Here is a 12,280-nt window from a genome sequence, read left to right as displayed (position 1 = left end):
TCCTGCCTTTGGCGTCCGGTCACGTAGAATTAAGGCACTATGGCGAAATCCACTGAATCCAGCACCCCCAACCCGGCGGACGCACCAAAACGCGGCCTCTTTTCGCGAAAGCCGAAAGAAGCGAAGGCCAAAAAGCCCAGCCGGCTAAAGCAGATCCGCGAAGTCTTCAACATGACCCGCCGGCACGACCCCATGGTCCCGTGGCTGATGTTGCTGGTCTTCCTGGGCGTGACGGCAGTCGGCTTCCTGGTGGGTTACTGGCTGGAAAACTGGGTTACCGGCCTGATCATCGGCATCATGCTGGGCCTGCTCGGCGCCACCCTGATTTTGTCCCGGCGCGCTGAGCGGGCCGCGTTTGCGCAGATCGAGAACCAGCCCGGCGCGTCCGGCGCAGCCCTCGGCACCCTCCGCCGCGGCTGGATCACCGAAGAGCAGCCGGTGGCGGTTAACCCCCGCACCCAGGATGCCGTGTTCCGGGCCGTCGGCCGGCCCGGCGTTGTGCTGATCAGTGAAGGCCCCACCCAACGGGTGAAGCCGCTGGTGGACGCGGAACGCAAACGGCTGTCCCGGATCCTGCCCAACGTTCCCGTGCACGTGATCGAAAGCGGCCGCGGCGAAGGCCAGGTACCCATCAGCCAGGTGGCCAAGAAGATGGGCAAGATGAAGAAGGAGCTCACCAAGCTCGAAGTCAACACCGTCTCCAAGCGGATCGCCTCGATGGGCACCCGGCTCCCCATCCCCAAGGGCATCGACCCCTACAAAGCGCGTCCCAACCGCGGACGCTAGACCCCAGACCGCCCCGGTCCCGGCTCCTGCCGGCTGCCGGGGCGTTCTTTTTTACCGCCGCAGCTCCCACGACAGGACCCCGACATGCCCGCCAAGACCATCGTGATCCGTATCTTCAAGATCCTCGCCATCGCCGAGGCCTGCAGCTGGGCTGCGCTCCTGATCGGGATGTACTTCAAGTGGATCGCCGGGACCACGGAAATCGGCGTGCAGGTTGCCGGGCCCATCCATGGTGCGTTGTTTGTGGGTTACGGCATCGCGGCGCTGGCCCTGTGGCGGCTGCAGCGCTGGCCTTTTGTGGTGGCGCTGTTCGCCGGGCTGTCCGCGGTGTTCCCCTTCGCCACCCTGGCTTTTGAACGCTGGGCCGGCAACCGCGGCTACCTGACCGCTGCACCGGCGCAGCAGGAAAAGCCGGCCAGGGAATCCAGCCGCGCCTGACAGGACCCGGTCAGCGCCGGATCAGCAAGGTGTTCATGGCGCGGTCGTGCAGGCCGCGCTGGTCCGGATCGAAGATCACGGCGGGAATCACCAGGCACAGCAGCAGCGCGCGCACCAGGGCGGCCAGCGGCCCGGGGGTGCCACCGCCGGGCCGGATGACCGAGATGCCCAGGAGTCGGTGTCCGATGCTGTAGCCGAGCGTGCCCACCAGGAGGGTCTGCTCGACGGCGAAGATCGCCAGGGTTGCCCATGCGTCGCCACCGAAGGCGTAGTTGCTGATGAGCAGCGCGAGGCCCCAGTCTACGATAATCGCGGCGAACCTGCGCCCCGCCCTGGCGATGGAGCCCGGTCCGCTTTCTGGAAGGCCAAGGCGGGCGCCGGGGTACCGGGAAATTCCAGACGTGTCAGGTCCGCTGAGCCAGGAACCAATGTCTTTGCGATCTACCACCACCCCAGTTTACCGGCGGTGCCGCCGGCAATTTTCCCGACATTCACCCGCCCACAGTGTGGATGGGGTTAGACCACAGTGTGGACACGGGATAGCGTTGTCCCTATAAGGGCATTCTGTAACCTGCCCGAAACAATGCGGACACGGACGGGAAATGCCGCGTCCATAGGCTGGTGGCAGTTTCAAGCAATTCCTTCCGGCAGGACGATCATTGCGGTCGCCCCGCCTTCGGATTGCGCTGGATCAGCTGGCTTTCAGCCAGATATTCACATATGCGTTAGGAGCATAGATGTTCAAGACTGCGGACGAAGTCCTCAAGTTCATCAAGGACGAAGATATTAAGTTCGTCGATATCCGCTTCACCGATCTCCCGGGCGTCCAGCAGCACTTCAACGTCCCCGCGAAGAGTGTTGACGCGGACTTCTTCATCAACGGGCAGCTCTTCGACGGCTCCTCCATCCGTGGCTTCCAGGGCATCGCCGAGTCGGACATGCAGCTGATCCCGGACGTGACCACCGCGTTCCTGGACACCTTCCGCATGGAGAAGACCCTGGCGCTGAACTTCTCGATCGTGAACCCCCGCACGGGTGACCCGTACCACCGCGATCCCCGCGGCGTGGCCGAGAAGGCCGAGGCCTACTTGGCTTCCACCGGCATCGCCGACACCGCGTTCTTCGCTCCGGAAGCCGAGTTCTTCGTCTTCGACAACGTCCAGTACGAGTCCTCACCGCAGGGCAGCTTCTACAAGATCGACTCTGAAGAAGCACACTGGAACACCGGCCGCAAGGAAGAAGGCGGAAACCTCGGCTACAAGACCCCCATCAAGGGCGGTTACTTCCCGGTCTCCCCCACCGACAAGCAGGCCGACCTTCGCGACGCCATGTGTGTTGCCCTGGACGAGGCCGGCCTTGAGGTCGAGCGCAGCCACCACGAAGTCGGCTCCGCCGGCCAGGCTGAGATCAACTACAAGTTCACCACGCTGACCCACGCTGCCGATGACCTGCAGAAGTTCAAGTACGTCATCAAGAACACGGCAGATGCCTGGGGCAAGTCCGTGACCTTTATGCCGAAGCCCGTCTTCGGTGACAACGGCTCGGGCATGCACTGCCACCAGTCGCTGTGGACCGGCGGCGAGCCGCTGTTCTACGACGAGAAGGGCTACGCCGGCCTGTCCGACACCGCCCGCTGGTACATCGGCGGCCTGTTGAAGCACTCCTCGGCTGTCCTGGCCTTCACCAACCCGACGGTTAACTCCTACCGCCGCCTGGTCAAGGGCTTCGAAGCCCCGGTCAACATGGTTTACTCGCAGGGCAACCGCTCCGCCGGTATCCGCATCCCGATCACGGGTTCGAACCCGAAGGCCAAGCGCATCGAGTTCCGCGCTCCGGACCCCTCCTCCAACCCGTACCTGGCGTTCGCAGCCCAGCTGATGGCCGGCATCGACGGCATCCGCAACCGCATCGAACCCCCGGCTCCGATCGACAAGGACCTCTACGAGCTCCCCGCCGAGGAAGCCAAGGACATCCCCAAGGCTCCGGGCACGCTCGAGGAAGCCCTGGAGGCCCTGCGCGAGGACAACGAGTTCCTGCAGGCCGGTGGTGTCTTCACCCAGGACCTGATCGACACCTGGATCGACTACAAGTACGAGAACGAAATCAAGCCGCTCTCACTGCGCCCGAACCCGTACGAGTTCGAGCTGTACTACGGCGTCTAGTCCGTCAACACCAAAGCGGCCACCGGAAAACCGGTGGCCGCTTTTTTGTGCCCGCGGCTATCCGCGTGAGCGCTGGGCCAAGCGGAGGGTGGGAGCCCCGTTCCAGACGTGCTGAGACCGGGAACAGGGCCCCCTGACGAATGCCCCCCGAGACGAAGACCTGCTCAGCCTTCCCCCCAACAAGGTTGAAGGACACCGCCAATCCACATGATCGGCCAATCGGGAACCAAGCGCAATGCCCGGCCCGGCACGGCGTCATGCAGCCGACGCAAAACCGCTGAACATGATCCGCTGCGGGCCCGCGCTGCCGCCGGCGTATTGGCCGCGGTCCTCGAACCCGGCCGCCCGGTAGGCCGTCAGGCCCGCCGGGTTTTCCTCGTTGACGGAAAGGACGACGCCGGTCTCCGGACCTTGCAGCCGCAGCGTCAGTTTGTGCGCGGCCACCACCGCGGCGGCGGCGGCGGCCGCGGTGCCGTGGCCACGGCCCTGGTACCGGCTGTCGATCAGGAAGCCCCGCAGCAGCCAGGCAGTACGGTCCGCCGGCCAGCCGGCAAGGCTGGCAGCCCCTGCCTGTAGGGTGAGCACACCCACAGCCCGGCCATCGGATTCGATCACGTACGGCAACCGTTCCTCCTCGGCCAGCCCGGCCAGGGCCATCCGGAGCGGGTCCCCCACGAAGCGTTCCTGGCCCGGACTGAGCCGCAGCGCGGCGACGGCGCCCAGCTGGATGGCCCGGGCGTCGTCGTCGAGGTCCCGGAGCGGGATGAGCCAGGCGCCGCCCTGCACGCGGTTCAGGACCCTGCGGGTCCGCTGCCGCTGTCTTCCGCGTCGGTGGCAGGCCCGGCCGGGTCCATCCAGAGCACCTCCCACAGGTGGCCGTCCGGGTCCTGGAAGCTGTGGTTGTACATAAAGCCGTGGTCGATGGCATCCTCCGACAGTGAGCCGCCGTTCGCCAGGGCCGTCCGGACGGCCTCGTCCACGGCTTCCCGGCTGTCCACCGAATAGGCCACGATAGCTTCGGCGGCACCGCTGGTGCTGGCCACCTCCTTCGCGGTGAAGGTTTTGAAGTAGTTCTCCACCAGCAGCATCACATAGGCGTTGTCGTTGACGATCATGCAGGTGGCGTTCTCGTCGGTGAAGTCCGGGTTGAAGGTGAACCCCAGGGCGGTGAAGAACTTCACGGACCGGGGCAGGTCCTTGACGGGCAGGTTCAGGAAGATTTGGGTAGCCATGCGCCCAAAGTTAGCACCGGCGCCCGGCGGCTGTCAGCCATTGCCCGTCCCGCAGGCCCCGCGGGGCGTCAGTGCCCATAGAAGACCCGTTCGAAGACCGCCCTGGCGCGCCGGCTCAGCCGCAGGTAGTCCTCTTCCAGGGCGGCAGCGTTTCCGGGTTCGTAGCCGCACCAGCGGGCCACTGCCTCCAGGTCGCGGCGGGACGAGGGCAGCAGGTCCGAGGCCTTGCCGGTCCAGATCACGTTGGCGGACCTGATCCGGCTGGCCAGCCGCCACGCGGAGGCCAGCAGGTCCGCATCCTCCCGGGCCAGCAGCCCCAGGTCAGCGGCTGCATCCAGCGCGCCCACCGTGGACGTGGTCCGCAGCTCCTGGTGCTGCCCGGCATGCTGCAGCTGGAGCAGCTGCACCAGCCACTCGACGTCGCTCAAGCCGCCGCGGCCCAGCTTCAGGTGGCGGGCCGGATCCGCACCGCGCGGCAGCCGCTCGGCCTCAACCCGCGCCTTGACCCGCCGGACCTCGCGCACGTCCTGCTCGGAGATTTCCTCCGGATACCGGATGGGTTCAATGAGCTGCAGGAAGTCCGCCGCCAGGGCGTCGTCCCCTGCCATGGGCCTGGCCCGCAGCAAAGCCTGTGCCTCCCAGACCAGCGACCAGCGCCGGTAATACTCCGCGTAGGAATCCAGCGAACGGACCATGGCACCGTTTTTTCCTTCGGGCCGGAGGTCGGCGTCCATCTGGAGGACCCGTTCGGCCATGATGGCAGGCTTCAACGGCTGGGTCAGCAGGCTGGAGACCTTGGCCACCATCCGCAGGCCCTGCTCCTGCGCCTCGGCGTCGGTGAACCCCGGCAGCGCCCGGTGGACGTACATAACATCCGCGTCGGAGCCATACCCGATCTCCCGGCCGCCCTGCCGGCCCATGGCAACCACCAGCATGGCGGTCTTGAGCGGGCCCGACATCTGGACCACACTTTCAGCGACGCGGAGCGCGCCCAGCACGGCAGCCCGGTCCGTGTCCGCCAGCGCAGCCCCCACCTGGTCCTGGTCCAGCAGTCCCACGGAATCGGCGATCGCAATCCGCAGGATCTCGCGGCGCCGGATGAGCCGGATCAGGCGCATGGCGCTTTCCGGATCCGAGTGCCGCGACATCTTGGCCGTGATCTCCTGCCATTGGGCCTGGAACGGGACGGGCGCCAGGTCCTTGTCCTGCCCCAGCCACGCCACGGACTCCGGCGAGACTTCGAGCAGGTCGGCGATGAGCCGCGAGTTGGACAGCATGTGGCACAGCCGTTCAGCGGCGGCGGTGGAGTCCCGGAGCATACCCAGATACCAGTGGGTGGTGCCCAGCGCCTCGCTGACGCGCCGGAAGGCCAGCAGCCCGGCATCCGGGTCCACACCCTCCGCCAGCCAGTCCAGGAGCACGGGGAGCAACTGGCGCTGCAACGCTGCCCGCCTGCTCACCCCTGCCGTCAGCGCCTCGATGTGCCGCATGGCACCGGGCGGGTCAAGGTAGCCCAGCGCCGCAAGCCGGCCCTGCGCGGCTTCGGGAGTGAGCCGGGCGTCTTCGGAGCTGAGCTTTGCGGCGGTGTTCAGCAGCGGCCGGTAGAAGATCCGTTCGTGCAGTTCGCGGACCGAGCGTTTGGTCTTCTGCCAGGCGGCCAGCAAAGCGTCCGGGTGGGGCCGTTCGGTGGCAAAGGGGCCAAGGACTGCCTTGGCCAGGGACCGGAGGGCCGGGTCCGCTACGGGCATCAGGTGGGTGCGCCGCAGCTGGAACAGCTGGATCCGGTGTTCGAGCAGCCGCAGGTAGCGGTAGGCATTGTCGAACGCGGCAGCGTCGGACCGGCCGATGTACCCGCCGGCGGACAGCGCAGCAATGGCCGAGGTGGTGTCACGGCGGCGCAGCGACTCGTCAGCCTTGCCGTGGACCAGCTGCAGGAGCTGGACGGTGAATTCGACGTCGCGCAGGCCGCCACGGCCCAGCTTGATCTGGCGCTGCTCTTCGGCCGGCGGGATGTGGTCGGTGACCCGGCGCCGCATGGCCTGCACGGACTCCACAAATCCGTCCCGGCTGGCCGACGTCCAGATCAGCGGCGCCACCGCTTCCTCGTAACGGCGGCCCAGGGCGGCGTCGCCGGCAATGGTACGGGCCTTCAGCAGCGCCTGGAACTCCCAGCTTTCGGCCCAGCGCGCGTAATACGATTCGTGCGAGGCAAGGGTCCGCACCAGTGGACCGGATTTGCCCTCCGGGCGCAGGTTGGCGTCCACCTCCCAGAGGCCCGGCTCCCGGGCGAGACCCATGATGGCGCGCGAAATGCCCGTGGCGAGTGCCGTGCCGATGGTATTGGCGTGGGCGTCATCCAACTGCCCCGCGTCCACCACGTAGATCACGTCGACGTCGGAAATGTAGTTCAGTTCCCGGGCGCCGCATTTGCCCATGCCAATGACGGCGAGGCCAATCCCGGCAACGTCCGAGGCACTGTGCTGCTCCGCTGCCTCGGCCCGCGCCACGGCGAGGGCCGCCTCGATGGCGGCACCTGCCAGGTCAGCCAGTTCGGCCCCCACTGCGGGCAGGAAATCCAGCGGGTCGGCGGCGCAGAGGTCCTTGACCGCAAGGTCCACCACTCCCCTGCGGTAGGCGGTGCGCAGCGCCACGTAGGCTTCCACTCCGGTCCGGGTGGCCACCGGCCTGGCAGCCCGCGGGTCGGCGCCCACGGACTGCAGAAGCACCGCGCGGAGCACGGCCGGGTCCGCCTGGACTGGCTCGGGGCTTGCCCGGACGTTGAAGGCCTCGAGGTGTTCCGGGTGCCGGATCAGGAACTCACCCAGCGCCTCGGAGGCGCCCAGCACCCGGTACAGCGGTTCGCTGGTTTCAGGGTCGGCTTCGGCGAGTTCCCGCAGCGCGGGGTGCTTCTCCACCAGGCGCACCAGGGACTGCAGCGCCGTATCCGGACTGGCAGCCATCTGCAGCCCGGCGAAGAGCCGGTCCTGGTCCAGGCCCTCCAGTTCCCGGGCAGCCAGAAACCGCCCTGCCTTCTCCAGGTCACTGAAGCCGGCCGAGATCAGGCGACGCGCCAGGCTCACGCCGACAGCCTAGAGGATGCCGAGATTGCGCTGCAGCTCGTAAGGGGTGACCTGCAGCCGGTAGTCCTGCCATTCGGCCCGCTTATTGCGCAGGAAGTGCTCAAAGACCTGTTCGCCCAGGATCTGGGGCATCAGTTCAGAGTCCTCCATGGAGCGGATCGCATCGTGGAGGCTGGCGGGCAGCGGATCGTGGCCCATGGCGCGGCGCTCCGCGGAACTCAGCGACCAGACATCGTCCTCAGCGGCTGCCGGCAGGTCGTAGCCCTCTTCGATGCCCTTGAGCCCGGCACCGAGCAGGACGGCGTACGCCAAGTAGGGGTTGGCGGCGGAATCGATGCCGCGGTACTCGATCCGGGCGGACTGGCCCTTGCCCGGCTTGTACAGCGGAACCCGGACCAGGGCCGAGCGGTTGTTGTGGCCCCAGCTCAGGTAGCTGGGCGCCTCGCCGCCGCCCCAGAGGCGCTTGTACGAGTTCACGAACTGGTTGGTGACGGCCGTGAACTCAGGTGCGTGCTTGAGGATGCCGGCGATGAACTGCCGTGCGGTCTTGGACAGCTGGAACTCGGCGCCGGCCTCGTAGAAGGCGTTGGCGTCGCCTTCGAACAGCGAGAAGTGGGTGTGCATGCCGGAGCCGGGGTGGTCCGTGAACGGCTTGGGCATAAACGTGGCGTACGTGCCCTGCTGCAGCGCCACTTCCTTGATGACGGTGCGGAACGTCATGATGTTGTCCGCGGTCTGCAGGGCGTCAGCGTAGCGCAGGTCAATTTCGTTCTGGCCGGGGCCGGCCTCGTGGTGGCTGAACTCCACGGAGATGCCCACCGATTCGAGCATGGTCACGGCGGTGCGGCGGAAGTCCTGGGCGACGCCGCCGGGGACGTGGTCAAAGTAGCCGCCCTCGTCCACGGGGATCGGCGCGCCGTCCGGGCCCGGGGCCTGCGACTTGAGCAGGTAGAACTCGATTTCCGGGTGGGTGTAACAGGTGAAACCCATGTCGGCGGCTTTGGCCAGCGTGCGCTTGAGGACGTTGCGCGGATCGGCGGCGGAAGGTTCGCCGTCGGGTGTAAGGATGTCGCAGAACATCCGCGATGTCTGCTCCGTTTCGCCCCGCCACGGCAGGATCTGGAAGGTTGAGGGGTCCGGCTGGGCAAGCATGTCGGATTCGAAGACGCGGGCCAGGCCTTCGATGGCGGAGCCGTCAAACCCGAGGCCTTCCTCGAACGCCCCCTCCACTTCGGCCGGCGCCAGGGCCACTGACTTGAGCGATCCCACAACGTCGGTGAACCACAGGCGCACGAAGCGTACGTCGCGCTCTTCGATTGTGCGCAGGACAAACTCTTGCTGGCGGTCCATGAAGGCCTCTTCTCCGGTCAACGTCCATGCTCCGGGTCCACAAGAAAGGGAAGCCGGCAGCAGTTCACCAACACTGTACTAAGCATTCGACGGCGATGCTGAAGCCCGCACCGCGTGTAACACAGCGTTTACAACCGATCCAGGGTCCGCGCCAGCCGCCGCACGCGGCGGGCACCTGCAAATGGCCGGTGGATTATGACCCTTATCACCCGTGCGCCAGGACCCGGCCGGTAGCAGGGACCGCGCACCGCCCACTACGCTCGTGCCATGGACTCCAGCAACAGTGCAGCCTCAGCCACGCCCGCAGAACAGCCCGCCCCTTACGGCAACGGGCCGGGCCACGGTGCTGCGGGATCGGAACGGCGGCCCGCGAAGGTGCGGATCCACCACCTGCTGCAGGCCAAGCAGGACGGCACGAGGTTTGCCATGCTCACCGCGTATGAGCAGTACACGGCCGAAATTTTTGATGCCGCCGGGATCGAGGTGCTCCTGGTGGGCGACTCCGCCTCCAACAACGTCTACGGCAACGAAACCAGCCTGCCCGTAACGGTGGACGAGCTGCTGCCCCTCTGCCGGGCCGTGGCCCGCTCCGCGAAGCGCGCCCTGGTGGTGGCCGACCTGCCCTTCGGCAGCTACGAGGTCTCAGCGGAACAGGCGGTGGCGACGGGGGTCCGGTTCCTCAAGGAAGGCCTGGCCCACGCCGTCAAGATCGAGGGCGGCAAGTACTACGCGGATACCGTGAAGGCAATGGTCCAGGCCGGCATCCCGGTCATGGCGCACATCGGTTTCACGCCGCAAAGCGAACACTCGCTGGGCGGCTACCGGGTCCAGGGCCGGGGAGAGGACGCCCAGCGCTTGATTGACGACGCCGTGGCGCTTGCTGACGCCGGCGCGTTCAGCGTGCTGATGGAAATGGTTCCGGCCGCCACAGCGGCAGCCATCGATGCCGCCGTCGCAGTTCCCACGGTGGGGATCGGCGCCGGCAAGGAAACCACCGGCCAGGTGCTCGTCTGGCAGGACATGGCCGGGCTGCGCGGCGGAAAAATGGCCAAGTTCGTCAAGCAGTACGCGGACCTCCGCACCACGCTCCTGGACGCCGCCACGGCTTACGGCGAGGATGTCAGGTCCGGGCAGTTCCCCGGACCCGAGCACTCCTTCTAGCTCAGTCCTCGTCCTGCTTGTCCCACTGCTCGTTCCGGGCCCGCACCTTCTCCATCGCGTGCTCGGCTTCCTCACGGGTCTTGTAGGGGCCGATCAACTGGCTCCAGTCGGACTGCCGGTCCTCCTCGACCTCGTGGGTGTTGACGTTATACCAGTACTCACTCATGGCTGCTCCTGTCCCCGTCCGGCAGGCTGCCGGGCCTGACCTGCGTAACGTTCCTGCTGACGCGGTCCTGCCACGGCTTCCTGTTGCCAGGCGTTCTGTGGTCCCTTATATGATCAATCTATGCCTTCCCTTGCCTCCACTGCACCCATCGGCACCCTCACCCCGGGAACCGTGGGCCCGCAGCGCCCCGTTCCGGCAACCATCCCCCGCCCGGAGTACGTGGGCAGGCCCGCGCCGGCCAAATTCACCGGCTCCGAGGTGAAATCCGCCGAGACGGTGGAAAAGATCCGGGTGGCGGGCAGGATCGCGGCCCAGGCCATCGTGGAGGTGGGCAAGCACATCAAGCCCGGCGTGACCACTGACCAGCTGGACCAGGTGGGCCACGAGTTCCTCCTCGACCACCATGCCTACCCCTCCACCCTCGGCTACCGGGGTTTCCCCAAGTCGCTGTGCTCCTCCCTGAACGAGGTCATCTGCCACGGCATCCCGGACAGTACGGTGGTCCGTGACGGCGACATCATCAACATCGACATCACCGCATACATCAACGGTGTGCACGGCGACACCAACTTCACCTTCCCGGTGGGTGAGGTGGACGAGGATTCGCGGCTGCTGGTGGAGCGGACGCAGGAATCCCTGAACCGCGCCATCAAGGCCGTGGCCCCGGGCCGGGAGATCAACGTGATCGGCCGGGCCATCCAGTCCTACGCCAAGCGCTTCAACTACGGCGTGGTCCGCGATTTCACCGGCCATGGCGTGGGAGAGGCCTTCCACACGGGGCTGATCATCCCGCACTATGACGCTGCGCCCGCCTACAACACGGTCATCGAGACCGGCATGGTGTTCACCATTGAACCGATGCTCACCCTGGGCACCGTGGAATGGGACATGTGGGCCGACGACTGGACAGTGGTCACCAAGGACCGCAAGCGCACCGCGCAGTTCGAACACACCCTGCTTGTTACGGAATCCGGCGCGGAAATCCTCACGCTGCCGTAACCTGTTCCTTCAACCTTCGACGCCCGGTGCCTGCACCGGATGTCCGGGCCGGCAGTTCGCCGGTTCTCCCCTGCCCGCCACCGCACGAACGGATACCCCTTGGCCAAGAAGGACGAAAAGTCGCACAAGAACGCCCCACTGATCGGCATCGACATCGGAGGGACGGGCATTAAGGGCGGCATTGTCGACCTTAAGAAGGGCAAGCTGCTCGGTGAGCGGTTCCGCGTGCCCACCCCGCAGCCGGCCACCCCCGAAGCGGTTGCTGAAGCAGTGGCACAGGTGGTCGCCGAACTCTCCGCCCGGCCCGAAGCCCCCGCCGCCGGTTCGCCGGTCGGTGTGACGTTCCCCGGCATCATCCAGCACGGCGTGGTGCATTCGGCCGCGAACGTGGACAAATCCTGGCTGGACACGGACATCGACGCCCTCCTGACCGAACGCCTGGGCCGCCCCGTGGAGGTCATCAACGATGCCGACGCCGCAGGCCTTGCCGAAGCGCGCTACGGCGCAGGCGAGGGCGTCGCCGGCACGGTCCTGGTGATCACGCTGGGCACCGGCATCGGTTCGGCGTTCATCTTTGACGGCAAGCTGGTACCCAACGCCGAACTGGGCCACCTGGAAGTGGACGGCTTCGACGCGGAGAGCAAGGCCTCCGCGGTGGCCCGCGAACGCGACGGCCTGTCCTGGGACGAATACAGTGTCCTCCTGCAGCGCTACTTCTCCCACGTCGAGTTCCTCTTCTCCCCCGAACTCTTTATTGTGGGCGGCGGGATCTCCAAGCGGGCGGACGAGTACCTGCCCAACCTCAAGCTGCGCACCAAAATCGTTCCGGCCGAGCTGCGCAACGAGGCAGGCATTGTGGGCGCCGCCATCGAAATCGCCCTGAAGCACAAACTGGCCAAGTAGCCG

General features: G+C 66.7%; 12 protein-coding genes. 6 read left to right on the top strand and 6 right to left on the bottom strand.

Annotated elements, in window-relative coordinates; translation table 11 throughout:
• The first annotated feature begins 39 nt into the window (after positions 1 to 39).
• On the top strand, positions 40 to 786 hold the full coding sequence (locus ACRB8A_RS07610; RefSeq protein ID WP_050684175.1) for a DUF4191 domain-containing protein: 747 nt from the start codon (positions 40 to 42) through the stop codon (positions 784 to 786).
• Positions 787 to 870: 84 nt separating this feature from the next.
• Positions 871 to 1,224, top strand: a complete 354-nt coding sequence (locus ACRB8A_RS07605) for a DUF3817 domain-containing protein (RefSeq protein ID WP_050684174.1) — start codon at positions 871 to 873, stop codon at positions 1,222 to 1,224.
• Between the two features lie 10 nt (positions 1,225 to 1,234).
• Here the strand turns inward: ACRB8A_RS07605 and ACRB8A_RS07600 are convergent, their stop codons facing one another.
• Entirely contained in the window at positions 1,235 to 1,672 is a 438-nt protein-coding gene (locus ACRB8A_RS07600) for an RDD family protein (RefSeq protein ID WP_050684178.1), read from the bottom strand.
• A 289-nt stretch (positions 1,673 to 1,961) separates the two neighbouring features.
• On the opposite strand from ACRB8A_RS07600, the gene glnA (ACRB8A_RS07595) reads away from it, so the two are divergent.
• A complete protein-coding gene (glnA, locus tag ACRB8A_RS07595) occupies positions 1,962 to 3,386 on the top strand; it encodes a type I glutamate--ammonia ligase (protein WP_050684173.1) in 1,425 nt (474 codons plus the stop codon).
• Positions 3,387 to 3,641: 255 nt separating this feature from the next.
• Here the strand turns inward: glnA (ACRB8A_RS07595) and ACRB8A_RS07590 are convergent, their stop codons facing one another.
• The 4 genes from ACRB8A_RS07590 to glnA (ACRB8A_RS07575) all read right to left on the bottom strand — a co-directional run bounded on the left by ACRB8A_RS07590 (position 3,642) and on the right by glnA (ACRB8A_RS07575) (position 9,048).
• Positions 3,642 to 4,172: a GNAT family N-acetyltransferase gene (locus ACRB8A_RS07590; RefSeq protein ID WP_432245907.1), complete on the bottom strand. Its 531-nt coding sequence runs from the start codon at positions 4,170 to 4,172 to the stop codon at positions 3,642 to 3,644.
• A 5-nt stretch (positions 4,173 to 4,177) separates the two neighbouring features.
• Complete coding sequence (locus ACRB8A_RS07585; RefSeq protein WP_050684171.1) at positions 4,178 to 4,618, bottom strand: VOC family protein; 441 nt, start codon at positions 4,616 to 4,618, stop codon at positions 4,178 to 4,180.
• A 68-nt stretch (positions 4,619 to 4,686) separates the two neighbouring features.
• On the bottom strand, positions 4,687 to 7,698 hold the full coding sequence (locus tag ACRB8A_RS07580) for a bifunctional [glutamine synthetase] adenylyltransferase/[glutamine synthetase]-adenylyl-L-tyrosine phosphorylase (RefSeq protein WP_056598803.1): 3,012 nt from the start codon (positions 7,696 to 7,698) through the stop codon (positions 4,687 to 4,689).
• Positions 7,699 to 7,707: 9 nt separating this feature from the next.
• Complete coding sequence (gene glnA / locus ACRB8A_RS07575; RefSeq protein ID WP_050684169.1) at positions 7,708 to 9,048, bottom strand: type I glutamate--ammonia ligase; 1,341 nt, start codon at positions 9,046 to 9,048, stop codon at positions 7,708 to 7,710.
• 267 nt (positions 9,049 to 9,315) lie between these two features.
• On the opposite strand from glnA (ACRB8A_RS07575), the gene panB reads away from it, so the two are divergent.
• Positions 9,316 to 10,209 carry a 3-methyl-2-oxobutanoate hydroxymethyltransferase gene (panB, locus tag ACRB8A_RS07570; RefSeq protein ID WP_050684168.1) on the top strand — a complete coding sequence of 298 codons (894 nt, stop codon included), beginning with the start codon at positions 9,316 to 9,318 and terminating at the stop codon, positions 10,207 to 10,209.
• A gap of 1 nt (position 10,210) precedes the next feature.
• Here the strand turns inward: panB and ACRB8A_RS07565 are convergent, their stop codons facing one another.
• A complete protein-coding gene (locus tag ACRB8A_RS07565; RefSeq protein WP_157370968.1) occupies positions 10,211 to 10,375 on the bottom strand; it encodes an SPOR domain-containing protein in 165 nt (54 codons plus the stop codon).
• Between the two features lie 120 nt (positions 10,376 to 10,495).
• On the opposite strand from ACRB8A_RS07565, the gene map reads away from it, so the two are divergent.
• Both map and ppgK read left to right on the top strand, forming a co-directional pair.
• Positions 10,496 to 11,374, top strand: coding sequence for a type I methionyl aminopeptidase (map, locus tag ACRB8A_RS07560; RefSeq protein WP_050684167.1), 879 nt, complete (start codon positions 10,496 to 10,498; stop codon positions 11,372 to 11,374).
• A 99-nt stretch (positions 11,375 to 11,473) separates the two neighbouring features.
• Positions 11,474 to 12,277, top strand: a complete 804-nt coding sequence (gene ppgK / locus ACRB8A_RS07555; RefSeq protein ID WP_056598800.1) for a polyphosphate--glucose phosphotransferase — start codon at positions 11,474 to 11,476, stop codon at positions 12,275 to 12,277.
• Positions 12,278 to 12,280 lie beyond the last annotated feature (3 nt).

It is taken from the genome of Arthrobacter sp. G.S.26, from assembly GCF_050847375.1.
In the GTDB taxonomy this organism is placed as follows: domain Bacteria; phylum Actinomycetota; class Actinomycetes; order Actinomycetales; family Micrococcaceae; genus Arthrobacter.
Note: the sequence above shows the minus strand (reverse complement) of the source record. Positions and strands in the feature narration are given on the sequence as shown.

Coding starts and splice junctions, on each gene's coding strand:
- glnA (WP_050684173.1), top strand. CDS start 1,962: ATGTTCAAGACTGCGGACGAAGTCCTCAAGTTCATCAAGGACGAAGAT.
- ACRB8A_RS07605 (WP_050684174.1), top strand. CDS start 871: ATGCCCGCCAAGACCATCGTGATCCGTATCTTCAAGATCCTCGCCATC.
- panB (WP_050684168.1), top strand. CDS start 9,316: ATGGACTCCAGCAACAGTGCAGCCTCAGCCACGCCCGCAGAACAGCCC.
- glnA (WP_050684169.1), bottom strand. CDS start 9,048: ATGGACCGCCAGCAAGAGTTTGTCCTGCGCACAATCGAAGAGCGCGAC.
- map (WP_050684167.1), top strand. CDS start 10,496: ATGCCTTCCCTTGCCTCCACTGCACCCATCGGCACCCTCACCCCGGGA.
- ACRB8A_RS07610 (WP_050684175.1), top strand. CDS start 40: ATGGCGAAATCCACTGAATCCAGCACCCCCAACCCGGCGGACGCACCA.
- ACRB8A_RS07585 (WP_050684171.1), bottom strand. CDS start 4,618: ATGGCTACCCAAATCTTCCTGAACCTGCCCGTCAAGGACCTGCCCCGG.
- ACRB8A_RS07565 (WP_157370968.1), bottom strand. CDS start 10,375: ATGAGTGAGTACTGGTATAACGTCAACACCCACGAGGTCGAGGAGGAC.